This window comes from Paracoccus versutus, assembly GCF_029909795.1.
GTDB lineage: Bacteria > Pseudomonadota > Alphaproteobacteria > Rhodobacterales > Rhodobacteraceae > Paracoccus > Paracoccus versutus.
Genome location: NZ_CP038197.1, coordinates 46,339 through 70,986 on the forward strand (window position 1 = coordinate 46,339; position 24,648 = coordinate 70,986).

The 24,648-nt window shown below is 66.2% G+C and carries 23 protein-coding genes and 1 pseudogene; 12 read left to right on the forward strand and 12 right to left on the reverse strand.

What is annotated here, in order from left to right; genetic code table 11:
• The first annotated feature begins 151 nt into the window (after positions 1 to 151).
• The 6 genes from E3U25_RS11260 (at position 152) to E3U25_RS11285 (ending at position 5,249) form a co-directional block, all read left to right on the forward strand.
• Positions 152 to 454, forward strand: a complete 303-nt coding sequence (locus E3U25_RS11260) for a PepSY domain-containing protein (RefSeq protein WP_036760147.1) — start codon at positions 152 to 154, stop codon at positions 452 to 454.
• Positions 455 to 565: 111 nt separating this feature from the next.
• Positions 566 to 946: a PepSY domain-containing protein gene (locus E3U25_RS11265; protein WP_036760168.1), complete on the forward strand. Its 381-nt coding sequence runs from the start codon at positions 566 to 568 to the stop codon at positions 944 to 946.
• Positions 947 to 972: 26 nt separating this feature from the next.
• Positions 973 to 1,443, forward strand: coding sequence for a DUF2271 domain-containing protein (locus tag E3U25_RS11270; RefSeq protein WP_036760148.1), 471 nt, complete (start codon positions 973 to 975; stop codon positions 1,441 to 1,443).
• A gap of 9 nt (positions 1,444 to 1,452) precedes the next feature.
• Entirely contained in the window at positions 1,453 to 3,660 is a 2,208-nt protein-coding gene (locus E3U25_RS11275; RefSeq protein WP_116222521.1) for a PepSY domain-containing protein, read from the forward strand.
• Positions 3,641 to 4,633: an FAD:protein FMN transferase gene (locus E3U25_RS11280; protein ID WP_116222522.1), complete on the forward strand. Its 993-nt coding sequence runs from the start codon at positions 3,641 to 3,643 to the stop codon at positions 4,631 to 4,633. Before E3U25_RS11275 ends, E3U25_RS11280 begins: the two co-directional genes overlap by 20 nt.
• A 142-nt stretch (positions 4,634 to 4,775) precedes the next feature.
• Positions 4,776 to 5,249, forward strand: a complete 474-nt coding sequence (locus tag E3U25_RS11285) for a hypothetical protein (protein WP_036760169.1) — start codon at positions 4,776 to 4,778, stop codon at positions 5,247 to 5,249.
• A gap of 33 nt (positions 5,250 to 5,282) precedes the next feature.
• Here the strand turns inward: E3U25_RS11285 and E3U25_RS11290 are convergent, their stop codons facing one another.
• A complete protein-coding gene (locus E3U25_RS11290) occupies positions 5,283 to 6,188 on the reverse strand; it encodes a LysR family transcriptional regulator (protein WP_036760152.1) in 906 nt (301 codons plus the stop codon).
• 108 nt (positions 6,189 to 6,296) lie between these two features.
• Here E3U25_RS11290 and E3U25_RS11295 point away from each other — a divergent pair, with 108 nt between their 5' ends.
• The 3 genes from E3U25_RS11295 to E3U25_RS11305 all read left to right on the forward strand — a co-directional run bounded on the left by E3U25_RS11295 (position 6,297) and on the right by E3U25_RS11305 (position 9,218).
• On the forward strand, positions 6,297 to 6,515 hold the full coding sequence (locus tag E3U25_RS11295; protein WP_028714023.1) for a heavy-metal-associated domain-containing protein: 219 nt from the start codon (positions 6,297 to 6,299) through the stop codon (positions 6,513 to 6,515).
• A 64-nt stretch (positions 6,516 to 6,579) separates the two neighbouring features.
• Complete coding sequence (locus E3U25_RS11300) at positions 6,580 to 8,499, forward strand: heavy metal translocating P-type ATPase (RefSeq protein WP_036760153.1); 1,920 nt, start codon at positions 6,580 to 6,582, stop codon at positions 8,497 to 8,499.
• A gap of 68 nt (positions 8,500 to 8,567) precedes the next feature.
• Positions 8,568 to 9,218: a DUF924 family protein gene (locus E3U25_RS11305; RefSeq protein WP_244295275.1), complete on the forward strand. Its 651-nt coding sequence runs from the start codon at positions 8,568 to 8,570 to the stop codon at positions 9,216 to 9,218.
• Positions 9,219 to 9,233: 15 nt separating this feature from the next.
• On the opposite strand, the gene E3U25_RS11310 is transcribed toward E3U25_RS11305, so the two are convergent.
• From E3U25_RS11310 to E3U25_RS11345, 8 genes are all read right to left on the reverse strand, one after another.
• Entirely contained in the window at positions 9,234 to 11,174 is a 1,941-nt protein-coding gene (locus E3U25_RS11310) for a heavy metal translocating P-type ATPase (RefSeq protein ID WP_116222842.1), read from the reverse strand.
• Positions 11,175 to 11,235: 61 nt separating this feature from the next.
• Positions 11,236 to 11,616, reverse strand: coding sequence for a hypothetical protein (locus E3U25_RS11315; protein WP_072464027.1), 381 nt, complete (start codon positions 11,614 to 11,616; stop codon positions 11,236 to 11,238).
• Positions 11,617 to 11,712: 96 nt separating this feature from the next.
• Complete coding sequence (locus E3U25_RS11320) at positions 11,713 to 12,195, reverse strand: cytochrome b (RefSeq protein ID WP_036760157.1); 483 nt, start codon at positions 12,193 to 12,195, stop codon at positions 11,713 to 11,715.
• A 131-nt stretch (positions 12,196 to 12,326) separates the two neighbouring features.
• Positions 12,327 to 13,019 (reverse strand): ABC transporter ATP-binding protein, encoded by a 693-nt coding sequence (locus E3U25_RS11325; RefSeq protein ID WP_116222524.1) that lies wholly within the window; start codon positions 13,017 to 13,019, stop codon positions 12,327 to 12,329.
• Positions 13,020 to 13,024: 5 nt separating this feature from the next.
• Positions 13,025 to 14,158 (reverse strand): ABC transporter permease, encoded by a 1,134-nt coding sequence (locus tag E3U25_RS11330; RefSeq protein WP_036760159.1) that lies wholly within the window; start codon positions 14,156 to 14,158, stop codon positions 13,025 to 13,027.
• Entirely contained in the window at positions 14,155 to 15,300 is a 1,146-nt protein-coding gene (locus E3U25_RS11335; RefSeq protein ID WP_116222525.1) for an efflux RND transporter periplasmic adaptor subunit, read from the reverse strand. The genes E3U25_RS11330 and E3U25_RS11335 overlap by 4 nt, the downstream gene beginning before the upstream one ends.
• A gap of 3 nt (positions 15,301 to 15,303) precedes the next feature.
• The gene (locus E3U25_RS11340; protein WP_244295277.1) at positions 15,304 to 15,864 is read right to left on the reverse strand and encodes a TetR/AcrR family transcriptional regulator; all 561 of its coding nucleotides are present in this window, start codon (positions 15,862 to 15,864) and stop codon (positions 15,304 to 15,306) included.
• Between the two features lie 233 nt (positions 15,865 to 16,097).
• Positions 16,098 to 16,829 (reverse strand): hypothetical protein, encoded by a 732-nt coding sequence (locus tag E3U25_RS11345; protein WP_208861629.1) that lies wholly within the window; start codon positions 16,827 to 16,829, stop codon positions 16,098 to 16,100.
• Positions 16,830 to 17,119: 290 nt separating this feature from the next.
• Between E3U25_RS11345 and E3U25_RS11350 the strand changes: the two are divergent.
• From E3U25_RS11350 to E3U25_RS11360, 3 genes and pseudogenes are all read left to right on the forward strand, one after another.
• Positions 17,120 to 18,382: pseudogene (locus tag E3U25_RS11350) on the forward strand (IS3 family transposase).
• A gap of 96 nt (positions 18,383 to 18,478) precedes the next feature.
• Positions 18,479 to 18,670, forward strand: coding sequence for a hypothetical protein (locus E3U25_RS11355; protein WP_208861630.1), 192 nt, complete (start codon positions 18,479 to 18,481; stop codon positions 18,668 to 18,670).
• 40 nt (positions 18,671 to 18,710) lie between these two features.
• Positions 18,711 to 19,394 (forward strand): aspartate/glutamate racemase family protein, encoded by a 684-nt coding sequence (locus E3U25_RS11360; protein ID WP_116222526.1) that lies wholly within the window; start codon positions 18,711 to 18,713, stop codon positions 19,392 to 19,394.
• 521 nt (positions 19,395 to 19,915) lie between these two features.
• Here the strand turns inward: E3U25_RS11360 and E3U25_RS11365 are convergent.
• The 3 genes from E3U25_RS11365 to E3U25_RS11375 all read right to left on the reverse strand — a co-directional run bounded on the left by E3U25_RS11365 (position 19,916) and on the right by E3U25_RS11375 (position 24,644).
• The gene (locus E3U25_RS11365; RefSeq protein ID WP_116222527.1) at positions 19,916 to 21,337 is read right to left on the reverse strand and encodes an alanine/glycine:cation symporter family protein; all 1,422 of its coding nucleotides are present in this window, start codon (positions 21,335 to 21,337) and stop codon (positions 19,916 to 19,918) included.
• A 155-nt stretch (positions 21,338 to 21,492) separates the two neighbouring features.
• A complete protein-coding gene (locus tag E3U25_RS11370; protein WP_116222528.1) occupies positions 21,493 to 23,559 on the reverse strand; it encodes a TRAP transporter permease in 2,067 nt (688 codons plus the stop codon).
• Between the two features lie 83 nt (positions 23,560 to 23,642).
• A complete protein-coding gene (locus tag E3U25_RS11375; protein WP_036761200.1) occupies positions 23,643 to 24,644 on the reverse strand; it encodes a TAXI family TRAP transporter solute-binding subunit in 1,002 nt (333 codons plus the stop codon).
• Between the last annotated feature and the right edge of the window lie 4 nt (positions 24,645 to 24,648).

Consider the following 24,648-nt stretch of genomic DNA (forward strand, 5'->3'; position numbering starts at 1 on the left):
TTGGCGGGGCCTGTTTGTTTTGTGTAATCGCTGCGGTTCGTCGCGGCAGGCTGACGAGAAGCTGACGCAGGTTTTCCGCGGCGATCAGGATCACGTCAGCCGCCCCCTCCAGATTGGTTTCATCAGGCAACCAAGGCTGAGGAGCATAGCCATGAAAACCATCCTGACCGCCACCGCATTGGCGCTCGCGATCCCCGCCGGGGCCGCGTTCGCTGGTGAGAAATGCAACGTGCCGACCGAGAACATGCAATCGTGGGACGCTCTCATTCAAGTGACCGACGAGTTCGGTTGGACCATCTCGAAAATGGAACTCGACGACGGCTGCTACGAACTGAACGTCATCGACCAGGGCGGCAACAGCCTGAAGATGACCGTCGATCCCGGAACGCTCGAGGTGATCGACGGCAAGGTCAAACGCTGGAGCGACGGCACCAAGCCCGAGAAGCGTAACTGATGGCCGCAAGGGTCCACCTCATCATTGAGGTGGACCTCTTTCCACACGGGCGTTCGCCTCGGCCATAGCCGGGAAAGTGCCCCCGAGATGATCGTAAAGGACATTCGAACCATGAAAACTCTATTGATCGCCGTAGCCGCTCTCGCGGTATTGCCTGCGGCGGGGGCGATGGCAGGTGACGACTGCCATGTGGGGCACGGGGCCTGGCAACCACGCGAAGCGGTAATGCAGGCGGCAACCGGCCTCGGTTGGCATGTTGAGAAGATCGAGGCGGACGACGGCTGCTGGGAGGTCAAGGGACGCGATGCCCAGGGCCGTCGCATCAAGGCCAAACTGGATCCCGCGACGTTGCAGGTCGTCAAATTGCGCCACAGGGATGGCCAGCAGATCCCCGAGCGGGATCGCGGCAATGCACCCACCGTCGCTCCGTCGGCACCCCCCTCCAATCCGCTGTTCCAGAACGGCACCCCGCCCGTTGTGCGGGTGAACTGATATATCAGGCAGAAGAGAGCAGAGTCATGAAATCCATCCTTGCAGCACTCGCGCTGACTTCGACCTTGGTGGCGCCCAGCCTTGCCATGGCCCGGCCGGTTACCCTCACCACCACCCTGAACACGTACGGTGGCGATGGTGCCTATCTCGTCCTCTACGTCACGGATGCGCAGGGGGCGTATGCCGGAACCCTGTGGATGGCCGGCGGCAAGTCGAAGTATTACGAACATCTCAGCGACTGGTATCGCGCCACCGGCGGCGACCTGGCGCAGGTCGACGGCATCACCGGCGCCAGTGTCGGCGCGGGCCGGTCACTCGAAATCACCCTCGACCTTGCCGATGCGCTGTTCGATGCGGGCTATACGCTGCATGTCGACGCCGCCGTCGAGGACATGCGCGACAGCCCGAAGGACATCGCCGTGCCGCTGACGACGGCAGGAGCGGGAAAGCCTGCGCCCGGCCGCAGGTATGTCGCCAGCCTCCGCTACGACATGTGAGGCAACGCCATGATCCGCACGCTGCATCGCTGGCCGGGTCTGCTGGCCCTCATTCTCGTCATGGCCCTTGCGTTGAGCGGCGCGGCGCTCTCGGTCTTTCCCGCGGCCGAGCGGCTTTCCACGCCGCAGGCCGAGGCCGGGCTGACCGTCGCCGATCTCGCAGGACGTATCCTGGCTGCCTATCCGGGGGTGGAGCAGATCCGGCGCGCGCCGTCGGGCCGGATCACCGCGTTCTGGTTCGACGACGGCACGCCCGGCGCGGCGGTAATCGACCCGGCGACCGGCAAGGGCATCGCCAGTGCCGATCCCGATCCGGTCAAACGCTGGTTGACCAACCTTCACCGTTCGCTGTTCCTGGGCGATGCCGGTCGTATCGCCATGGTCATTGGCGCCGTGGCGATGCTGATCCTGTCGGTCTCCGGCGCGATGCTGGTCGCGCGGCGCATGGGCGGCTGGCGGCGCTGGTTCGCCCCTTTGCGCGGGCCGGCGTCGAGCCGCATCCATACCGGGATCGCCCGCGTGGCGGTCGCGGGGCTGGTTTTGTCCTCAGCGACTGCACTGTGGATGGCCGCCTCGACCTTCGATCTTCTGCCGGATGGAGCCGCACCGCTGACCTTTCCGACTGAGGTCAGCGGAAGCACTGGGGTCTCGCTTGCTGCGATGGAGCCGCTCTCCGTGATTGCTGTCACGGAGTTGCGCGAGCTGAGCTTTCCCTATCCTGGCGACGCCACGGACGCCTTCACTCTGAAGACGGATCGCGGCACCGGCTATCTCGATCAGGGGACGGGTGAGCTTCTGGCCTGGGCCGAGCCGACGATGTGGGAACAGATATCTGAAACCATCTACATGCTGCATACCGGGCAGGGGGCCGCATCTCTCGGCCTCGTGCTGGGTGTGCTGGCGCTCGGCGTGCCGGCAATGGGGGTGAGTGGTCTTGTGCTCTGGTTCGCGGGGCGGCGGTCAAGACCGCGTCTCCGTGGCAATCATCCTGCAAACGGCGCTGCGACCATCTTGCTGGTGGGCTCGGACGGCGGCAGCACCTGGGGTTTCGCTGCGACGCTCCAACATGCGCTGACCACGGCGGGCCAGCATGTTCATGTCGCGCCAATGTCCGGTTTCGAGCCGGCGCGCTATCCGCAGGCCGAACGGTTCGTCATTCTCGCCGCCACCTGGGGCGAGGGACAGGCTCCCGCCACGGCGAAGGGGTTCATTGAACGCCTCGCGGCGCTGGAATCTGTCCCTGAGGCCCCGCTTGCCGTGCTTGGTTTCGGCGATCGCAGCTTTCCCGCGTTCTGCGCGTTCGCCGATGAAGTCGGGAGTCGGGCTGCTGCCAAAGGCTGGGCGCAATTGATGCCCTTCGACACGGTCGATCGCCAGTCGCCGCAGGATTTCGCCCGCTGGGGCCGCGCCCTGGGGGCGGCGCTGGGGATCGAGCTTACGCTCGAACATGTGCCAACCCCGCCCGTGACGGGGCGGCTCACCCTGATCTCGCGCCGTGATTACGGGGCGGAGGTGCAGGCGCCGACCACGATCCTGCGCTTTGCCCTACCCGAGGCGACGTTTTTGCAACGGCTGACAGGTCGGGGGTTTGGCCGGTTTCAGGCCGGTGATCTCCTCGGCGTTCTGCCCGAGGGTGCGGATCTGCCGCGCTTCTACTCGCTGGCCTCCGGACGGCGCGACGGGTTCGTCGAGATCGTGGTGCGCAAGCATCCCGGCGGCCTCTGCTCGGGTCAGCTTCTGGCGCTGAAGCCGGGCCAGGCGATCCGCGCCTTCGTCCGGCACAATCCGGCTTTCCATGCCGCAGCAGGACGCTCGCCGCTGATCCTGATCGGCGCCGGCACCGGCATCGGCCCGCTTGCGGGCTTCATCCGGGGCAACAGCCGCAAGCGGCCCATCCATCTGGCCTTCGGGATGCGCCACCCCGACAGCGATTTCCTGTATCGCGACGATCTGGCCGGCTGGCAGGTCGATGGCCGTCTGGCGCGATTGACCACCGCGAACTCGCGCGGGGCAAAGCCGCGCCATGTCCAGGACGCGCTGCGGGCCGAGAGCGCTGAACTGATCCGGCTGGTACACGAAGGCGCGCGCATCATGGTCTGCGGCGGGCGCGACATGGCCTCGGGCGTGGCCGAGGCGCTGACCGACATCCTCGCGCCGACGGGTCTTACCCCGCTCGCGCTGAAAGCGGAGGGGCGCTATGCCGAAGATATCTACTGACCCGGGCCGCCACGCGCTGAACGGCCCGACCATGGGCACTCGCTGGTCGGCGCGTTTCCACGCCGATGCCGGGCTGGACCCCGCCCCGGTGCAGGCTGCCCTGCAAGCGACCGTGGCGGAGGTTGATGCCGCAATGTCGACATGGCAACCCGACAGCGACCTGATGCGCCTGAACCGGGCGCCCACTGGCGCCTGGGTGGCCGTTCCTGCCGGCTTGGCCGAGGTGCTGAACCTCGGGCTGCGGATCTGTGCGGCATCGGGCGGTGCGTTCGATATCGGCATGGGCGATGCGGTGCGCGCCTGGGGTTTTGGCCCCGAGGAAGCCAGCGCTGAAGCCATCCGCTGGGCCATGGTAACCACGCGCCCGCCCGCGCATGAGGTGCTGGAGATCAACCGCGCGGCCGGGTTGGTCAGGAAACATGCACCCATCACGCTCGACCTGAACGGCATCGCCAAGGGCTACGGCGTCGACAGGTTGGCCGAAATGTTACGGGGCTTCGGCATCACCGGGTTCCTTGTTGGCATCGACGGCGAGATGCGAGCCTCCGGGCTGCGGCCCGACGGCATGCCCTGGACCGTCGCCGTCGAGGCGCCCGATCCCGAACGCCGCGCGCCCCATTCGGTCCTGATGCTGCAAGATGCCGCCGTCGCCACCTCGGGCGATTACCGGCATCATGTCACCGTTCAGGGCCAGCGCCTGTCGCATACGATGGACCCGGCGACGGGCGGCCCGCTGCGGTCGTCGCCGGCCTCGGTCACGGTCGTCACGGGCAGCTGTGCCGAGGCTGATGCCTGGGCAACCGCGCTGATGGTGCTGGGTCCGCAGGCTGGCGGCGAACTCGCCGCACACCTTTCCCTCGATGCGCTGTTTCTGATGCGCGAGGCAGACGGCATCCGGCCCCATGCCGTCGGGGCGCTGTTCGACAGCCCGATGGTATCGGCGGCAGGCCGAGAGGGTCTGGTTCGTGCCTGAGGTCTGTCCATTCGTGCAATAGGTCTTTGCAGGTTTCGTCAATTCTCGTGCGAAAACGGACAGCCTATGTCTATCCCAAGCCCGGCGGCGTCTGTCGATGCCCGCCGCGGCCAGAACCACTTGGCAGATACAGGAGATCACTATGCGGACTGTAAAATCTTTCACCACCGTCGCTGTCGCTCTCGCCCTCGCGCTGGGGTCAGCTGGCATTGCCGCCGCGCAATCCCATGATCATGACAGCCATGGCGCGGGGGCTATCGAGATCACGCTGAACGATGGCGCCAAATGGCAGGGCGATCAGAACATGATCACCGGCATGACCGCGATTCACGGAACCATGGCCGCGAACCTGGACGCGATCCACAACGGCACCCTGCCTGCCGATGCCGCGAATGGGGTCGCTGCCGATGTCCAGAAGCAGGTTGATTTCATGGTCGAGAACTGTGTGCTGGAACCCGAGGTAGACGAGCAGTTCCATATCGTCCTTGGTGAGGTGATGACCGGCATCTCGGCATTGGAGGCCGGCGAGGTCGAGACTGGCGCGGTGACGATCGTTCAGGCGTTGAACGCCTATGGCGAGCATTTCGAGCATCCGGGCTGGCAGATGATCGACTGACGCCATGGGCGCAGGCATGGGCCGGCGCGGGCGTCACGCCTGCGCCGGCCTTGTCTTGCACGGGCAGCGCCCCTCCAGCAGGTCGGCATCGGCCGTCAGGGCCGTCGCCATGAAGTCCAGAAACAGGCGGATGCGCGCGGTCTGGCGCAGATCCTCGTGAATCAGCAACCACAGGTCCAGCATGAAGTCCTCGGGCAGCGCGGCGGCGCGGATCAGGCTGGGGTCGCAATCAGCGATCACGCAAGGCAAGGCAGCGAGTCCGATCCCCGCCTTCGCACCGGCATGGGCGGCGATGATCGAGTTTGTCCGGTAAACCTGTCGCGCATCCGGCCACCAGCGGGCCAGATTGCGGCTGAGCGGGCCATGCGCAGAGCCGTATCCGATCCAGTCACCCTCGGCAGGATCGCCCAGCGGCCGGTCCGCCGCGGTATAGGCGGCAAAGGCCAACCGCCCGACCCGCCGCCCGATCAGCGTCTCCTGTCCCGGATTGCCGATGCGCAGGGCCACGTCCGCCTCGCGCCGGGTCAGGTCCAGCACCCTATCCGCCACCACCACCTCGATCTCGATCTCGGGCCATTCGGCGCGGAAGGCGGCGACATGGCGGGGCAGCACACCCACCGCCAGCAGGTCGGTCGTGGTGATGCGGATCGTCCCAGTGGGCCGCTGGTCCTGTCCGGTAACCTTCAGCGCCAGCGCGGTGATTTCTTCCTCGATACGGATGACGGAATCGCGCATCTCCTCGCCAGCCTGGGTCAGAGCATAGCCGCCGGGCAGCCGGTCGAACAGCCGCACCCGCAACCGCGCCTCGAACGCGCCGATGCGGCGAAAGACGGTGGAATGGGTAACGCCAAGGCTGCGCGCCGCTCCTGAAAGCGACCCCGCCCGCGCCACGGCCAGAAACAACCGCAGATCGTCCCAATCCTGCGCCTGTGCATTCATGCAATGATCCCTTGTCGAAATTGCCACTCCTGATCCTGAAAGAACAGCATATCTTGAGGTCACAAGCAATGACCGCCCCACCGGACGGCGACATGAAAGGAACCAGCCATGACCAAGACCATCCTGCGCAGCGACGAATTTTCCTGCCCCTCCTGCGTCACCAAGATCGAAAAGGCGCTGGCGGCAACTCCCGGCGTGACCGCCGCCAAGGTGCATTTCAACACCGGCCGCATCGAGGTCGAGCATGACCCCGCATCCGCCCCGGTCGAGGCCCTTGTCTCGGTGGTGAAATCCACCGGCTACGAGGCCCGCCCCGCCGCATTCTGACCGATCCCTTCCAGTCCGGCCGTGCCTGCCCGCGCGGCCGGGCCTTCACATCATGAGGCCCCGCATGTTGACCCCTATCCTGACAATCCTTCGCCAGCCGGCCAGCCGCAGGAAGTGGCTGACCATCATCAGCGGCAGCCTGATCGTGCTGGGCCTGATCGCCCTTTACGGGTTCGGCCTGCGCGGGCTCTGGGCGGCATCCATGCTGGCGGCGGCCTTTGTCGCCGGCTCTGACATCGCCTGGCGGGCGTTCCACGCGCTGCGCATTCGCCATTTCTCGATTGAACTGCTGGTGACCGTTGCGGCTATCGGCGCGCTGTTCATCGGCGAATATTGGGAATCCGCCGCCGTTACGTTCCTGTTCAGCTTCGGCGCCTGGCTTGAGGCGCGGACGCTCCGCCAGACCCGTGGCGCGCTGGCCGATCTGCTGAAGGCCGCGCCCGAGATCGCCACCGTGATCCGCGACGGCCAGCCGGTCGAGATCGCCGCCAGTGCTGTCCAGCCGAATGAGGTCGTGCTGGTGCGCGCCGGAAACCGCATCCCCGTCGATGGCGAGGTGATCGACGGCAACGCCGCCGTGTCCGAGGCCGCCATCACCGGCGAGCCGATCCCGGCCGAGAAAGCCCCCGGCTCCCACGTCCATGCCGGCACCATCGCGGAAAATGGCGTGCTGCGCATCCGCGCCACCGGCATCGGCGCCGATACCACGCTGGCCCGGATCATCCGCCGCGTCGAAGAGGCGCAGGAGGAACGCGCCCCCAGCCAGCGCATGATCGAGCGTTTCGCGCAATGGTATACGCCCGGCATCATGGTGCTGGCGCTGGGTGCCTGGGCGGTGACGCAGGACATTCGCCTCGCGCTGACGCTGCTGGTCGTGGCCTGCCCCGGCGCGCTGGTGATCTCGACGCCGGTCTCCATCGTCGCCGGTATCGGGCGGGCGGCGCGGTCGGGGATCCTGATCAAGGGCGGGCAGCATCTGGAAAGCGCGGGCCGCATCGACATGCTGGCGCTGGACAAGACCGGGACGCTCACCGAGGGCCGCCCGAGTCTGGTCGAGGTGCTGCCGCTGGCGGGTATGGACCGCGCCGAGTTGCTGCACTGGACCGCCATCGCCGAATCCGGCTCGGATCACCCCTTGGGTCGGCCCGTCGTGGCCGCTGGTCGTGCCGAGGGTGACATTCCCGCGCCGGAAGCGGTCGAGGAAGTGGCCGGCATGGGCCTTGTGGTGAACCACGCGGGCCGGCAGGTCGCGGCCGGCAACCGGCGGCTGTTCGACAGGCTGGGCATCGCGTTCGACCCCGAGGCCGAGACCGCGCTGTCCGGGGTTTTGGGGCGCGGGCGCACGCCGATCATCGTGGCGCTGGACGGGCGCATCGCGGGCATCTTTGGCCTGTCCGACCAGCCCCGCCCCTCGGCCAAGGGCGCAATTGCCCGGCTGCGCGACATCGGGGTCGGGCGCATCGCCATGCTGACCGGCGACCAGCCGCAGGCCGCCCACGCCATCGCTGCGGAAATCGGCATCGACGAGGTTCATGCCGGGCTGCTGCCCGAGGACAAGCTTGACCTGATCCGCCGCTTTCAGGCCGAGGGCCGCCATGTCGCCATGATCGGCGACGGCATTAACGACGCCCCAGCGCTGGCTGCCGCTGATACCTCGATCGCCATGGGGGCCGCGGGCTCGGACGTGGCGATCGAGACCGCCGACATTGCGCTGATGGCCGACGATCTGGAGAAACTGCCCGAGGCGATGGCGATTTCCCGCGCGACGCTGAGCAATATGCGCCAGAACCTCGTCATTGCGCTGCTGACCGTGGCCGGGCTGCTGTTTGGCGTGTTCAGCGGCGATGTGCATATGGCCGAGGGCATGCTGATCCACCAGCTTTCGGTGCTGGTGGTGATCGCCAACGCCATGCGCCTGCTGCGCGTCCCGCGCGGTCCCGGCGGACGCCGGCCTGCGCAGGCAGCGGTGCCCGCGACCGCCTAGGCGCTTGTGCCTCATCGACAATTCCGCTCCCGTGTCCATGGCGCGGGGGCGTTTTCATGGGGGATGACATGACCGATAGCAATGATGCCAGACAGATCGGCGAGGTTCTGGATTTCTGGTTCCCCGAGGGCCGCGCGCTGGATATCGACCCTGACCGCCATGCCGAGCTGTGGCGCTGGCGGATGCATGGCGGCGCGGACGGTGCGATTGCGGCGCGCTTTGGCCCGCTGACCGAACGCGGCGCGGCGAGGGCGCTGGATCATTGGGCCGGGACGCCCAGGGGCCGGCTGGCGCTGATCGTGGTGCTGGACCAGTTCCCGCGCTCGCTGTGGCGGGGCAGCAAGCGGGCCTGGGCGCAAGACCCGGCGGCCCTGGCGCAGGCGCTGGAAGGGTTGGAAAAAGGAGACTGGGCGGCACTTGGCCTGCCGTGGTTCCAGATCGCTTTCACCCAGCCCCTGGGCCATGCAGAGGGGTCGGACCATCTGGCCCGCATTGATCGGCTGACCGCCCTGCGCCGTGACATTGCCGCCCGTGCGCCGACGCCGTTGCGGCTGCTCTATGCCTCGCTCGTCGATCAAGCGGGGCAGGTGCGCCGCATCATCGCCAGCTTTGGCCGCCACCCGCACCGCAACGCCATCCTTGGTCGCAGATCGACGCCCGAGGAGGAAGCATATCTGGAAAAGGGCGCGTTTCCGCATCTGCGCGCCTTTCGGGGGTGAGCGCATCCCCACGGGTCAGGTGGGCTGCGCGACACCCGTCAGCGCCTGTCCGGCAACAGACGCCTTCAGCCGGCGGATCGGGTCCGACAGCAACCGCAGCCCGTTCAGCACCACCAGCACGGTGCCGCCTTCATGACCAATCACCACCAGCGGCAACGGCAGATCGAAGAACAGCCCGCCGATGACCAGAACCACCATGGCGCCGATGGCGAAGGTCAGGTTCTGCCGGATCACCCTTGACGTTCGGCGCGACAGGCGGTGCGCGTCCGCAAGCCGCTCCATATCCTCGGACAGCAGCGCCACATCGGCGGCCTGAAGCGCCACCTCGGACCCGGCCGCGCCCATGGCGATGCCGACATCGGCGCGGGCCAGCGCCGCGGCGTCGTTCACGCCATCGCCGACAAAGGCGATGCGGCCGGTTGCGGCCAGTTCGCCGACTTCACGCACCTTGTCCTGCGGCAGCATCCCGGCATGGATCTCGTCCGGTTCCAGCCCAAGGCTAGCGCCGATGCGCAGCGCCACCGGCCTGCGATCCCCGGTCATCATGACGATGCGGCGGACACCACTGTCGCGCAGGGCCGCGATCGCCCCGGCGGAACTGGCCCGTGCCTCATCCGCCACGCTGACGGCGCCCAGCACGGTGGCGCCGCGACCCAGATAGACGACCGTATTGGTGCCATCCGCCAGCGGCTGCAACGCGGGGTGATCCGTTGCGGCCTTCATGTCCTCGGCAAGATAGGCATTGCCCGCCCAAATCGGGCCAAGTGCATCGGACCCTTCGATGCCGATGCCTGGCCGGGCGTTCACATCGGCCACCTGCGCCGGATCAAGCCCGCGGCTGGCGACCTCACGGCGGATCGCGGCCGCGATATGATGCTCGGAATGCGCCTCCAGCCCCGCCAGCAGCGACAGGAACCCGGCCTCGTCGCCATCCAGCGCGACGATTTCCGTCACCTCGGCGCGGCCGGTGGTCAGGGTGCCGGTCTTGTCGAAGGCGAAGATATCGACCTCGGCCAGCGTCTCCAGCGCGCCGCCGCCCTTAAACAGAACACCGCCCCGCGCCGCCGCCGAAAGGGCCGACAGGATCGCGGCGGGGACGGAAATGACGATGGCGCAGGGGCTGGCGGCGACCAGCAGCGTGGCGGCGCGGTAAAGCGCCAGTTCCCAGTCGCCGCCCAGCCACCAGAACGTGGCAAAGGCGATCACCGCACCCGCCAGCACCGCGACCGTGTAGCGCTGGCCGAACCATTCGCTGAACCGTTCGGAGGGCGCGCGGGCGGCCTGTGCCTCGGTCACCAGACGGATCATGCGGGCGATGGTGCTGTCGCTGACGCTGCGCGTGACCTCGACCTCCAGCACGCCGTCGAGGTTGATCGTGGCCTCGAACACCTGCGCACCGGCCTCTTTCGACACGGGCATGGATTCGCCGGTGATATTGGCCTCGTCGATGCCGCCGCGCCCGGTGACGACCACGCCATCACTGGGCACCCGGGCGCCGGGGCGCAGCACCACTACATCGCCGACGGTCAGCACCTCGGCGGGAACTTCCTCGACATCGCCGCCCGCGGTCTTGCGCAAGGCGGTCTCGGGGCGCAGCGCCATCAAGGCCTCGATGGCGCGGCGGACCCGGCCAAGCGCGCGTTCCTCCAGCGTGGTCGAGATGCTGAACAGCGTCAGCAGCACCGCACCCTCGAACGGGGCGCCGACGATTGCGGCGGCGATTGCCGCGACGATCATCAACAGGTCGATGTCAAGCACGCGCGCGCGCCACAGCTCCGACAGCGCGCGCCAGCCGGTCGGCAGGCCGCCAGCCAGATAGACCAGCACCAGTCCCGGCAGCTCCAGAGCGTCGAAAGCTCCGCTTGGTAGCCACCTGCCGGCCGCCGCCATTGCCATGCCGAGCACGGTAACGAGCGAAAGGGTCAGTGACAGGTCAATAGTTGGAAATCGCTTCATGTCAGGTTCCTGGCTGGCGAGGTCGCGGCTGGCAGCCGCCATCGCTGGCTGGGTGAGTGGATCAATCGGATGGCTTATGGCACCGAAATGCAAAGGCCGCGATGGCTATCCAGATGGCGCTGCGCAGGATCATCGCGCCCATGGTGCGTGCCTCCCATGCGCCGCCGGCACCGACATGCCACAGGAAGGCGGCGAAGACGGCCACCGTGGCCGTGGCGATGGCCAGCGACAGCAGCGGCGCCCACCCTGCGCCGCGCAACAGGCCGATCCCGGCCAGGACATAGGCAAATCCCGCGACGAAGTTGAACCACAGCACGAATGGCACCACTGCGCCCATATCGACGCCGCCGAACAGCGCCCTGCCGCCCGAAACGATGGTCAGCAGGCCGAAGATCACCGCGACGGCGGCGGCAACGGTCTGGCTGCGCGGTCTTCTCGTCATGTCTGCCTCCGGAGTTCGGGGTTTGGGGAGCGGCCGGGCGGGCGTGGCCCGGCCTGCCATGGGTTGCGGGTTGCGGCGCGCGGAACGGACCCCGCCTCAGGCCCGGCCAAACATGCGCCGCAGCACATCGGTCTTGAGCCAGAAATGATGGTAAAGTGCGGCGAGGATATGCAGGAGGACCAGCGGAACCAGCGCCAGCCGCGCGATGGAATGGGCTTCGCCGATCGCCTCGACGCCGGAAATCCACGCCGCCATGCCGGAAAGCGCCATCAGGATCAGCAGGAGGTTGAGAGCCGCATGCATGCCCGTGGCCAGAACTTTCAGGGCCGGGTGCTCGCCTTCCGGCAGGCCCGGAACGCCGCGCCGGCGGCGCAGCACCAGCCGCCACAGAACGAGAACGAGGATCAGCGCGCCGGCAACGGCATGAGGATTGATCGTCGGCTGGTTCGGCAGCATGCCGTCCATCCGCCCGTCCCATACCTTGACGATGCCGTCATGCATGAGGATCTGGAAAAAGACGAGGGCCGCAATCGTCCAGTGCAGGATGATCTGGGCTCTGGAATAGGATGTCGGTTGCATCTTGGTTACACCTTTTCAAGGTCGCGTGGTATCGGCCACTGTCGTGCGACATCCGATCCGCCGCAGGCATGACGGTGGCGAGGATCGGCGTGTGAGGGCTTGGGTCATGTCTGCCTCCTGACTCCTGACCATCACGCGCTAACCAGATGGCCGTCGCGCAGGTGGATCAGGCGGTCGAAGCGGTCGAAGATCTTCTCGTCATGGGTGACGGTCACGATGCAGGCTTCCTGCTCGACCGCGAGCTTGCGCATGAGGTCCATCACCAGCCCGGCGCGCGCGCCGTCGAGCGCGGCAGTGGGTTCGTCGGCAAGGATGATGCGGGGGCGGTTGGCCAGCGCGCGGGCAATCGCCACGCGCTGCGCTTCGCCACCCGACAGCAGCGCCGGCTTGACCATCGCGCGATGGCCGACCTCCAGATAGTCCAGCAGTTCACGCGCCCGCGTCCGGCCTTCCTCGGCGGGCAGACCGGTAAGATCGAGCACGACCGCGACATTCTCCTGCGCCGTCAGGAAGGGCAGCAGGTTGTGACTCTGGAAGATGAAGCCGATCTTGTCGAGCCTGAGACGCCTCAGGTCGCGCCGTAGCCATTTGCCGTCGAAGACCGGCTCGCCGTCCAGCACCACCCGTCCCGCCGATGGGGCGAGGATGCAGCCAATGATGTTGAGCAGCGTCGTCTTGCCCGAACCGGACGGACCGAGCAGCGCGATCACCTCGCCGGCCCGCACGGTCAGATCGACCGCGCGCAGGGCATCGACGCGGGTTTCGCCCTCGCCGAAATGCTTGGCCACGTTCGAGACCTCGATGAGGATGTCGCCGAGCGCCATGTCGGTCAGCTCCCGAGCGCTGTGGCCGGGTCGACCTTCATCGCCGCCCGCACGCCGAGCGCCGAGGATAGAAGGCAGACGGCGGCGATGATGCCGGCAAGGACCATGACGTTGAACGGCTCCAGCACCACGCGACGGGGAAAATAGTCCTTCACCGCAAGGATCAGCATCAGGCCGATCCCCCAGCCCGAGGCGCCGAGGATCAGCGCCTGCTGCACGATCAGCGCGATGATGGTGCGGTCGGGCGCGCCGATCAGCTTCAGCGTGGCGATCTGCTTCAGCTTCTCCATGGTCATCGTGTAGATGATCAGCGCGATCACCACGGCGCTGACGGAGAGAAGGATGCCGAGGAACAGCCCGATCTGGCGGCGCGCCTTGTCGACGACCGAGGCCAGCAGCAGTTCCTCCTGTTCGGCCTGAGTCATGGCGGCGAGGTGCTTCCATTGGCGCACGGTCGCGGTCAGCAGATCGACATCGGCGCCCGGCGACATGCGGGCAATTATGGCGGCGACCGATGCGGACTTGACGGAGACAGCCCCGCGCGCGGCCTGCACCCGCTGAGCGGCCGGGTCGAGCTCGGTCTGCAGCGCCATCGCGTCGGCCAGCGTCACATAGACCGCCGGATCCCCGCCCGAGTTCATCGCCCCTTCGACCAGGCCGACCACGGTAAAGCGGTTGCGCCCGAGCCGGATCGTCTCGCCGGGCAGCAGGCCGGTCTTGCGGTCGGCCACCAGTTCGAAATGACCGGCGCCGATGCCGCGCCCCTCGGCGATCGCCTGCGGCCCGCCGGGACGCCCCGACTCGTAGCCGACGACATAGAGTCGCAGCGTGCGCCCAGCATGAGGCGCCTCGAGGTTCTGATAGTTGACCGCGCCGGCCTCGGCCACGCCGGGCATCCGCGCCACCGCGTCGCGCGTGTCGGCGGGGATGCTGGAGGCTTCCGCGAACGGTCCCTTGGTACCGGCCTCCACCACCCAGACATCTGCGGCCGGTGCCTTTACCACCGCCAGCGCGTCCGAGACGAGGCCGTTATAGATACCGATCATCGCCAGCACGACCGTCATCAGCAGCCCCAACCCGAAACAGGTCAGCACGAACCGGAACAGGCCATGGCGGATGTCCTTGAGCGCGAGGTTCATGGCGCCTCACTGCCGCGGGCGCGCCGACCCTCGGCCGCGCCCTTGGGCGGATGGGCGACGATGGCGGCTCCCTCGGGCAGTCCGCCCGTGACCTCGACGCGACCGCGATCATCGCGGACGCCGAGGGTCAACTCCACCCGCGCGAGACGGCCGTCTCGCACCGTCCAGACCGTGCCGCGATGGCCGTCGAAGCCGGTGATCGCGACCTCGGGCACCATCAGCGCGGTCGTTCGTGTGCCGGTCAGGATGCGCACTTCGGCCTGTTCGCCAAGAAACATCTCGGCGGGGCAGTCGGCGCAGGTCAGCCAGACGCGGCGTTCTTCGTTCACCCGGTCGCTTTCGATGCCGATGCGGGCGATGGTGCCATGGAATTCGGCCGAAGGCTGCGATCGCAGCCGGATCGTGCCCGGCTGGCCCCGGACAAGCTGGCCGGCACGTTCTTCGTCGACGTACGCCTGGATCCAGATGGTGGCCGGGTCGATCAGGGTGAAGATCGCATCGCCGGCCTTCACCACTGTGCCCGGCTCGGCATGGCGCGCGACGATCAGTGCGTCATAGGGCGCAAGCAGCCGGTGATGGGTGAGAACGGCTTCCTCCTGCCGCAGTGCGGCAGCCGCGTCAAGGCTCTGTGCCCGGATCACTGCCGCATCAGCCTCGGCCACGGCCAGATCGGCGCGGGCCACATCCTCGTCGCGTTGCGCTTCCTCGGCGCGTTGGACCGACGCGATATCACGCTGTACCAACCCTTGCTGACGGCGGTTCGCCGCTTCGCGCTCGGCCAGAACGGCACGGGCGCGCACCACGGCTGCGGTGGCCTTGGCAAGATTGGCCTCATTGGCCGTCACCGCTGCGTCCGCGCGGGCAACGCGCGCTTCCTGCTCGGCGGAGTGAAGGACGGCCAGTTCCTGCCCCTTGGCCACGCTGTCCCCGGCATCGGCGGCCAGCGAGGTCAAGGCAGCGCCCACCTCGAAGCCGACACGGCTGAGTATCCGCGCCTCGACGGTGCCGAGCCCGTAGATGCGAAGGTCCACATCATGTTCGGGCTGAACGACCACCACCGTCAGCGGGCGTTCGGTGAAGAACAGAAAGCCGGCAGCGACAGCCGCCGCCAGAAGAAGACCCGACAGCCAAATGCGCCGCATCGTCTATTCTCCTTCCGCAGCCAAAAGCCGGCACTGTGCGTCGAACAGGCGCAGCCCCTCGGCTCGCAAGTCGAAATCGCGGGCGCCGAGCGCCCAGCGGATCGCCACGCCCTGCACGAGCGACGTCAGTAGCGCCGCCGCATCGTTTGCGGCGATGTCGCCGCGCAACGCGCCGGTGTTCTGGCCGGCCCCGACCTCCATCGCCAGAAGGCCGTGGAAGGTCGTGAGCCTGCCGTGAAAGGTGGCGCGCAGCTTTGCGTTGGTGACGTTCAGTTCGCGCGAAAACAGCAGCATGGGAAGGGCAGGGGTGGCAGCGATCTGCGCGAACTGTGCGGAAATCAGTGCACGCAACCTGACGATCGGGGTGTCTCCGAGGCGCAATGCATCCTCCCACGCCGTTGCCAGCCCCTCGGCCACATGCTCGGCAACGGCCTGCCAGAGTGCCGCCTTGGTCGGGAAGTGCCGGAACAGCGCGGCCTGCGTGACGCCGATCTGCGACGCGACCGCCCCCGTCGTCACCCGGTCCGGCCCGATCCGGTCGGCTAGGTCGAGCACGGTGGCCACGATCTCGGCCTTGCGAAGCTCCGCTGACTTTCGCACGGGGCACCCCGTTAGTTAGTGAGTAGTCACAAACATATTTAGGCAGCCTCATGCGATGCGTCAATCACTGGGCATCATTTTCTGCATGCATTGATTGCCGCGACACCGGGAACTAGGTGGGCAAGAGGGAGGCCGGCCTATCTCTGCCCCCGACGCGGCGAATACGGAAGACAACACGTAAGTTCGTCTAACGAAAGCTAAGCCGCAGCTCTGAAAAGTGCAGAACCATCTGGTTCAAGTTGTTTTATTAGGAGGATTACATTTGGTGCGGGGGAGCGCCGATAAAGATGGTTGCGCGCTCCCGCAACCATCTTTACTTGTTCGGGCAGCAAGTGAAGATTAGATCCAGCCCCCGCAACCACTGAAACCAACACCCCCGAGCGGATCCCGCCGGGAGTTTTGTTTTTTGTGCCGGTCTTTCCCTCCTGACGCGCCACCCATTCCAGAATGGTCGCCAGATCGCCGTGCAGGCGGGCGTAAACCTCGCCGCGGCTCGGGCCGGGGGTGAGGACGATCTTCTCGATCAGCACCCGCATCGGTGCAGCAGCCTCCTGCCGCTCCTCGGGCTGGTTCAGGGCCTCGATCAGCCGGGCGATCTTTCTGGCATAGAGCGTGGCCGCATTCGGCAGCATGTCGGGCACGTCGCGCGGCGCCTCGGCGAGCAGGGCGGCCAGTTCCTGCTTGCGGGCTTCCAGCCCACTCATCTTCTCCTTCATCGACGGATGATACATGCCGTCGGCGATTGCCTCGACGATCTGGGCGATCTGCTTCTCGATCCTGCCGAGTTCGTTCTCCCATCCGGCGGTGTTGGCGCGATGCTCGCGGTTGAGCCGGTTCAGCTCCTCGGCATAGCTGCGCACTGCTGCCTCGGCCGCCTCCGGCGTCATCAGCCGGTCTTTCAGCCCGGCCAGAACCCGGTCCTCCAGCACCTCGCGCGGGATCGTGCGGTTGTTGGTGCAGGTGCCCTTGGTGCTTTAGGTCGAGCAGGCGAAGCGGCCGGAGCCGCGAATGGCGTAAGGCCCGCCGCAGCAGCCGCAGAACACCAGACCCGAGAGCAGGGTCTTCGGCCGATGGGTGCCGTTCAGCCGGTTCTCCCGGAAATGCCGGCGGATGCCCTCGCCGACATTGTGACCTGCCCCCCCCCGGAAGTTCCCTCGCCGTGATGTAGCGTCTGCCCAATCTGAAGGAGCAGACGAGATGAGGAAGAGCCGTTTTACCGATGAAGAGGGGACCGTGGCCCCAGTGGGGCCGCGTAAGCCCCGATGAACAGATTATCGGGATGATCAAGGAACAGGCGGCTGGTTTGCCCACGTCCGAGCTTTGTCGGAAGCATGGGCTGAGCCCCGCGACATTCTACAAGCTGAAGGCGAAATATGGCGGCATGGACCTGTCCGACGCCAAGCGGCTGAAGCAGCTTGAGGACGAGAATGCGAAGCTCAAGCGCCTGCTGGCCGATGCCATGCTTGACAACGTGGTGCTGAAGGATCTGCTGGGAAAGCCTTGACGACGCTGGTGCAACGGCGGGACGCGGTGCTGCGGGCGCTGAGGGATCATCCGATCTCTCAACGTCGCGCCTGCGTTCTGATCGGTGTCGATCCGAAGACGGTGCGGCGCAAGCGGCCGCCCGACAACCCGGAGATCCGTGAGGAGATGCACAAGATCGCCGAGCAGCGCCGCCGCTTCGGCTATCGGCGCGTGGGCATCATGCTGGAGCGCAAGGGCATGGTCATGAACGAGATCGGAGCCCGTAAAGCAAACGATCCGGGGGATCGTTTGTAGGGCGAAGGGCTCTACCGGATTTACCGGGAGGAAGGTCTGTCGGTGCGGCGCAGGCGCGGTCGCAAGCGGGCGCGTGGCAGTCGGACCCCCATGCCAGTGCCGTTGCTGCCGAACCAGCGGTGGTCGCTGGACTTCCTGGCCGACACGTTCGGGGCCTGCCGCAGGTTCCGCATTCTGGCCGTGAACGACGATTGCTGCCGCGAAAACCTCGCCTTGATCGCCGACACCAGCATCTCGGGGGCCAGGGTGGCGCGGGAACGGGATGCGCTGGTCAGGATCTACGGCAAGCCGGCCTGTGTCGTCAGTGATCGACGAGGATCAGAAAACGATCCGGGGGATCGTTTTCCCGAGGAGGGGCACCGAGTTCACCAGCAAGGCGATCCTGAAGTGGGCCAACGAGGCCGGCGTCGAATGGCATTATATCGATCCGGGCAAGCCCCGGCAAAATGGCTACATCGAGTCATTCAAAGGCAGCCTGCGCGACGAATGCCTCAACGAGGAGATCTTCGAAAGCCTGGCCGATGCCCGCCGAAAGCTGGCCCTCTGGCGCTACGACTACAACCACGTCAGGCCGCATTCCTCGCTCGGCAACCAGACCCCGGCAGAAGCGCGCAGGGCGCTTGAGCAAACTGGGGGCTCCGCGCCCGACCCGCTTGCCCAACCCGAAACCAACCAATATCAACCCAAAGGACTCTCGTTATGAACGAGGGACGACCGGGGGGCAGGTCACAAGTCTCGAACATGGTCTTTTCCTTAAAGGCCGGGAACGTCCAGCAGGTGCTGGAAGATCACGTGGACAATGCCGGTCATCGCGAGGCTGAGGATCAGCAGCCGGACCGGGAAGCCCAAGGTCCGCGGGCCGAAAGGGGTGCCCAGCCCCAGCATCAGCAGGAATACCGCCGTCGCGCTGATCTATTTCGTCGTCGCCTTCCCGCGGACGCGGCTGGTGACATGGCTGGAAAAGCGCATCCTGAAACGCTTCGCGATCTGATGGGGGTGAAGATGTTCCAGATCCGTCGAAAATCCCAGTCATGGTATGGGAAAGCATCGGTATCCTGATCCTCGATGCCGCCTATCCCTGCATTCCCGGCAATGTCGGCAATGCCAGCACCTATCCCTTTCCGGTGCGCTATCACCAGGTCGAGGGGGCGTCGATCGACCGGCTGCTCAATCAGGCCGATCCGGCGCTGGTCGCGCCCTTCATCGAGGGCGCCCGGAAATTGCAGGCCGAGGGGGTCAAGGCCATCACCGGCGCCTGCGGCTTCATGGCCCTTTTCCAGCGCGAGGTTGCGGCGGCGGTCGAGATCCCCGTCCTGCTGTCGCCGCTGCTGCAGATCCCGTTCATCGCCCATATCACCGGCCGCCCGGTCGGCGTGATCACCGCCAACGCATCCCGCCTGACGCCGGCGCATTTCGCGGCTTGCGGAGCCGATCCCAAGGTTGCGCTGCATATTGCCGGGATGGAGGATCAGCCGGAATTCCGCAGCGCCATTCTGGAGGAAAAGGGGACACTCGACAGCGCGCGGATCGAAGAGGAGATCATGACCGTCGCCGCCGATCTGGTCCAGCGCCATCCCCGGATCGGCGCGATCCTGCTGGAGTGCTCGGATCTGCCCCCCTATGCGCAGGCGATTCAGGCCGTGACCGGAAGGCCGGTTTTCGATTTCAACAGCATGATCCGCCATGTCGAACGCGCCTGCGTCGCCTGCGCATAGGGGGGCGATGTAGTGCCGGCTTTCCGGGCCGTCGCCCCGACGCGGTCATTCCCGACGGGCATGAGGTCAGCCCCATTCAACGAAAGCTGCCCCGGATGCCGGAACAGCGCGCTGCGGTTGCGAGGGGGAAATGAAAGAGTTTCGGTGTATTGGCCGTATTGTGGCCAAGGTGCTTTCTGAACCCCGGATGGCGGGCACGAGGTCGATGGCAGGGAAATATCTGACAATCGCTTTGTGGCCAGCTTTATGCTGACGCCCGGTGTAAGACAGGAATAGCCCCGAGACGCACAATCGGTCATGCGGTATCCAGCCCGCGCATCAGAGCTTGTTCACCGACGTCTTCAGACCTTGTGCCCACCTTTGGGCGTCCAGATCGCAATAAACGCCCCGGCGTCCCCGATCGCGTGAGAGAACCCTTGAAAAAAGACATCAGAGCGGTCACTGGACACCACCTTCCGGTCCTGTGCCTGATCGTCTCAATGGAGTGTTGTGCCATCCCAGTGCGCCATAGGGCGCCTCGATTAGGACCAGATATCGGCGTCGACGCCCTTTGCCATTTCGGGATGTTCGCGAATGCTGAACTTCGGGATGCGTCCCGCTTCGCGTTGCGCGAAATAATGCTGCGTCAGCGCCACAACCGTTCCCGACAGGGCGACAATGGCGATCAGGTTGATCGTCGCCATCAGCCCCATCGAGGCATCGGCAAGATCGAACACCGTCGTGACCGCCTGCAGCGCTCCCCACAACACCATGACCAGTACCAGGCACCGCAGGGTGGTAAGCCCGGCCTTGTTGCCGATGCCAAGAAAAGTCATCGCCATTTCCGAATAGGCGTAATTGCCGATGATCGAGGTAAAGGCGAAGAAGAAGATCGCCACCGCCACGAATAATGGGCCGGCGGTTCCGATATGGTCGGCCAGGGCAGACTGGGTCAGTTGCGTGCCCGTCAGTTCACCCCCCGGCACATAGACCCCCGAGAGCAGGATCATCAGTGCAGTGCAGGTGCAGATCAGGATGGTGTCGATGAAGACGCCGAAAGCCTGCACGAAACCCTGGCTCGAGGGATGGTGCGGGTTGGGCGTCGCCGCCGCCGCGATGTTCGGCGCCGAGCCCATCCCGGCCTCGTTCGAGAACAGCCCGCGCTTCACCCCGTTCAGCATGGCGGCGGCGATGCCGCCCGTGATGCCGCCGGCCGCCTCGGTCAGGCCGAAGGCGTTGGACACGATATGGCCGAGCATTCCCGGAACCGCGCCCAGGTTCATCAGCACGACGATGATCGCGACCAGCAGATAGATGCCGGCCATGAAGGGCACGACATATTCCGCCACGGTGGCGATCTGCCGGATGCCGCCGAAGATCACCACGCCGGTCAGCGCGGCGATGGCAAGCCCGGTGGCCAGCTTGGGCATGCCGAAGGCCCCCTCCATCGCATCCGCGATCGAGTTCGCCTGCACCGCGTTGAACACCAGCCCGAAGGACAGAATCAGGCAGACCGAGAACACGCCGCCAAGCCAGGGCAGGCCAAGGCCGCGCGCGATGTAGAAGGCGGGACCGCCGCGATAGACGCCGCCGGGCTCGCGGCTGTCCTTGACCTTGTAGAGCTGGGCCAGCGTCGATTCCGAATAGGCGGTCGCCATGCCGACAAAGGCGACCATCCACATCCAGAAGATCGCCCCCGGACCGCCAAGGACCAGCGCCACCGCGACCCCGGCAATGTTGCCGGTCCCCACGCGCGAGGCCAGGCTCGTGCAAAGCGCCTGAAACGGGGAAATCCCCTGACGGTCTGCCGCAGGGGCGGCGGCGATCGACCGGATCATCTCTCGGAAATGCAGAATCTGCTGGAAACGCAGCCGGATGGTGAAATAGATCCCGACGGCCAGCAGGCCGTAGATCAGGACATATCCCCAGAAGATCGTATTCAGAAAACCGATAACTGCCGTCACCTTGGGTTCTCCAGTTCGGAACGGATAGGGTTGACGCCTGTATGGAAAGACTAGCCTACGTCCGGGGATTGGGCAATTCCGATGGTCTTTCGGACTGCCCGCCTCCCGGCATCGCCGGGATCAGTGCCGCGCGGAAGGGCGAGAAAGGCTCCGGCTCATCTGGCCGCTTCCGGGCTCGGGCCGGAGCTTCCGGCGAGATACTGCCGCAGGACGACCGCGGCCAGGATCGCCGCGCCGATCACGGTCGAGACGATTTCCGGCGCGATCATCATCAGCGCTGCGACGGGCAGCAGCAGCCGCTCAACCAGCAGCAGCGGTCCCAGCAGCCAGTTCGTGATCGCCGCCGACAGCGCCACGATGCCCAGGACCGCGCCGGTGAAGGCCAGCAGGAAGTCGGGCAGGGTGAACGACTGCGTGACCAGCAAGAGCGAAGGTGAGAAGACGAAGACGAAAGGCACCAGCGCCTTGCCCATCGACAGCCGGAAGGCGGTGTTGCCGGCCTTGAAGCCGTTCGCTCCGGCGATCCCGGCGCCCGCATAGGCGGCCAGCGCGACCGGCGGCGTCACATCGGCCAGCACGCCGAAATAGAACACGAAGAAATGCGCCACCAGCGGCTCGACGTTCATCATGCCCAGGACCGGGGCGGCCACGGCCACCATGATGATGTAATTCGCCGTCGTCGGTACGCCGCAACCCATCAGCACGCAGACGACCGCGGTCATCAGAAGCGTGAAGAGCAGCGTCAGCGTCTGGATGCTGAGCAGTTCAAACGGCAGCACAGCCAGCAGCCCATGGAAGGACGTGGCCCAGTTCTGCGCCACGCTCGTCACCATGAAGGCGATCTTGAAGCCGACGCCGGTCAGGGTGACGACGCCGATCACCACGCCGACAAGCGCCGCCGCCGCCGTCACGGCCAGCGATTGCCGTGCGCCTGCGACGAAGCCCTCATAGATGCCGGCGGCGGTTTCTTTGATGCCCTCGACGGCGCCGGCCGCCATGACCCGCTGGATCAGATAGACGATCATGCAGGCGGTGATGGCCCAGAAGGCCGACAAGAAGGGCGTGCGGCCGGACATCAGCATCCAGACCAGCAGGACCAGCGGAAAGACCGACAGCCACCCCTCGCGCAGGACCTTGCCGGCTTTCGGCAGTTCCTCGCGGCGCAGGCCGCGGATGCCAAGACGCTTGGCTTCCAGATGGACTTGAACCAGCACGCCGAAGAAATGCATGAAGGCCGGGACGACGGCGGCGATCAGGATGGTGCGTAGCGGGATGCCCAGATATTCGACCATCAGGAAGGCGACCGCGCCCATGACCGGCGGCGTGATCTGCCCGCCGGTCGAGGAGGCCGCCTCGACCGCGGCGGCGAAGTGGCGCTTGAAGCCGATCTTGATCATGGCCGGGATCGTCAGCGCGCCGGTGGTTACGGTATTGGCGATCGACGAGCCCGAGATCGTGCCCAGCATCGCCGAGGACACCACCGAGACTTTGGCCGGTCCGCCGGCGAAACGCCCGGTCAGCGCAGTGGCCAGGTCGATGAATAACTGCCCCAGGCCGATCTTTTGCGCCATCACCCCGAAAAGCACGAAGTGGAACACATAGGTGGCGATGACGCCGAGCGCGGTGCCGTAGATGCCCTGCGAGGTCAGGTAGAGGTGGTTGACGATATTGGCCCAGTCCGCGCCCGGATGCACCAGGATGCCGGGCATCGACTTGCCGAAATAGGCGTAGGCGATGAACAGGATCGCGATGACCGGCAGCGGCCAGCCCATCGAGCGGCGCACCGCCTCCATCAGCGCCACCAGCAGCACCGTGCCCATGGCGATGTCGATGGGCTGCGGATTGCCGACGCGGAAGGCCAGCTGGTCATAGATCCACGGCACGTAGAAGGCACTGACGGCGCCGCCTATGGCCAGCATCCAGTCTGTCACCGGCACGCCGAGGACGGCGAAACCGTCCGTCTTGTGGCGATTGCGCGCCAGCGACGAGAAGCTGAGATAGATGATGAACAGCGACACGCCCATGTGCAACCCGCGATGCGTGGTGGCGCGCGGGATGCCGAAGCCTGCCGTGTAGAAGTGATAGACCGACAGCAGGAACAGGATGACCCCGGACAGGATCGCGATGGGGCGCGTGACCGTGCGGAAACGCGCCTCAGGATCGTATTCCTCCTCCAGCGCGCGAAGCTCGTCGTCGGAGAGCGGGCGTGTTTTCTCGGTCATGTCGTTTTCCTGCCGTTCGGTTCAGGACCAAAGGACGCGGACCGGGGTCCGGCCGCGTCCTTTCCGTCAGTTCTTGGCCATGCTCATTCGAGCTTGCCGGCTTCCTTGTAGAAACGCTCGGCGCCCGGATGGAAGGGGATGCCCGCGCCCTGGGTCGCATTCTCCAGCGTGATCTGCTTGCCTTTGGCATGGCCGGCCGCGAACAGCTTTTGCGTGTTCTCGTTGTATAGCGCCTGGGTGATGCCGTGGACCAGCTCCTCGGGCTGGTCGGCGCTGGTCACCAGCTGCGCCCCGACCGAGATCGTGGCGACATCGGTGTCCTGTCCCTCGTAGGTTCCGGCCGGAACCGTGTCGGCGGCGAAGAAATTGTAGGTCTCGCGCAATGTGTCGACCTCGGGACCGGTGATTGGCACCAGCGCCACGTCGTGCTGGCTGGCCAGTTCGGCGATGGCGCCGGCCGGATAGCCGCCGACGAAGAAGAAGGCGTCCATCGCCCCGTCGCGCATGCGGTCCGCCGCTTGGTCGGGCTTGAGATATTCCGGGGTGATGTCGGATTCCGAAAGGCCGAAGGCCTCGAGGATGATCTTGGCATCGACCAGCGTGCCCGAGCCCGGCTCGTCCAGCGACACCCGCTTGCCCCTGAGATCGGCCACCGAGGCGATGCCCGCGTCCTTGCGTGCCACCAGATGGATGCTTTCTGGGTAGAGGTTGGCGATCAGCCGCAGCTTTTCGACCGCCGGCTGGCCTTCCCACAGCCCGGTGCCGGTTTGCGCCCAATAGGCCACGTCGGATTGGCTGAAGCCGGCCTCCATCGCACCGCCGTTGATCGCGTTCACATTGCCGACCGAGCCGTTCGAGGCCACGGCGGTCGCCACCAGCCCCGGCACGCCGCAAGAGCCGCCGTCCTCGCAGGCGCGCGAGCCGGGCGGGTTCGAGATCGCATTCGCGATCAGCCCGCCGATCGGGTAATAGGTGCCGGCGGTGCCGCCGGTGCCGATGCGGAAGAATGACATCTCCTGCGCCACCGCAGCCTGGCCGAAGGAGGCGGCGACGGCGAGGGCCGCCAACATTGTCCTGAATTTCATGTGC

Bases quoted from the DNA above. Each gene is read 5' to 3' on its own strand.
- E3U25_RS11325 (WP_116222524.1), bottom strand. From the start codon at position 13,019: ATGGCGCTCGGCGACATCCTCATCGAGGTCTCGAACGTGGCCAAGCAT.
- E3U25_RS11305 (WP_244295275.1), top strand. From the start codon at position 8,568: ATGACCGATAGCAATGATGCCAGACAGATCGGCGAGGTTCTGGATTTC.
- E3U25_RS11265 (WP_036760168.1), top strand. From the start codon at position 566: ATGAAAACTCTATTGATCGCCGTAGCCGCTCTCGCGGTATTGCCTGCG.
- E3U25_RS11320 (WP_036760157.1), bottom strand. From the start codon at position 12,195: ATGCAACCGACATCCTATTCCAGAGCCCAGATCATCCTGCACTGGACG.
- E3U25_RS11370 (WP_116222528.1), bottom strand. From the start codon at position 23,559: ATGACCGAGAAAACACGCCCGCTCTCCGACGACGAGCTTCGCGCGCTG.
- E3U25_RS11355 (WP_208861630.1), top strand. From the start codon at position 18,479: ATGCCGGTCATCGCGAGGCTGAGGATCAGCAGCCGGACCGGGAAGCCC.
- E3U25_RS11360 (WP_116222526.1), top strand. From the start codon at position 18,711: ATGGTATGGGAAAGCATCGGTATCCTGATCCTCGATGCCGCCTATCCC.
- E3U25_RS11280 (WP_116222522.1), top strand. From the start codon at position 3,641: ATGCCGAAGATATCTACTGACCCGGGCCGCCACGCGCTGAACGGCCCG.
- E3U25_RS11330 (WP_036760159.1), bottom strand. From the start codon at position 14,158: ATGAACCTCGCGCTCAAGGACATCCGCCATGGCCTGTTCCGGTTCGTG.
- E3U25_RS11270 (WP_036760148.1), top strand. From the start codon at position 973: ATGAAATCCATCCTTGCAGCACTCGCGCTGACTTCGACCTTGGTGGCG.
- E3U25_RS11375 (WP_036761200.1), bottom strand. From the start codon at position 24,644: ATGAAATTCAGGACAATGTTGGCGGCCCTCGCCGTCGCCGCCTCCTTC.
- E3U25_RS11295 (WP_028714023.1), top strand. From the start codon at position 6,297: ATGACCAAGACCATCCTGCGCAGCGACGAATTTTCCTGCCCCTCCTGC.
- E3U25_RS11275 (WP_116222521.1), top strand. From the start codon at position 1,453: ATGATCCGCACGCTGCATCGCTGGCCGGGTCTGCTGGCCCTCATTCTC.
- E3U25_RS11310 (WP_116222842.1), bottom strand. From the start codon at position 11,174: ATGAAGCGATTTCCAACTATTGACCTGTCACTGACCCTTTCGCTCGTT.
- E3U25_RS11260 (WP_036760147.1), top strand. From the start codon at position 152: ATGAAAACCATCCTGACCGCCACCGCATTGGCGCTCGCGATCCCCGCC.
- E3U25_RS11300 (WP_036760153.1), top strand. From the start codon at position 6,580: ATGTTGACCCCTATCCTGACAATCCTTCGCCAGCCGGCCAGCCGCAGG.
- E3U25_RS11285 (WP_036760169.1), top strand. From the start codon at position 4,776: ATGCGGACTGTAAAATCTTTCACCACCGTCGCTGTCGCTCTCGCCCTC.
- E3U25_RS11315 (WP_072464027.1), bottom strand. From the start codon at position 11,616: ATGACGAGAAGACCGCGCAGCCAGACCGTTGCCGCCGCCGTCGCGGTG.
- E3U25_RS11335 (WP_116222525.1), bottom strand. From the start codon at position 15,300: ATGCGGCGCATTTGGCTGTCGGGTCTTCTTCTGGCGGCGGCTGTCGCT.
- E3U25_RS11290 (WP_036760152.1), bottom strand. From the start codon at position 6,188: ATGAATGCACAGGCGCAGGATTGGGACGATCTGCGGTTGTTTCTGGCC.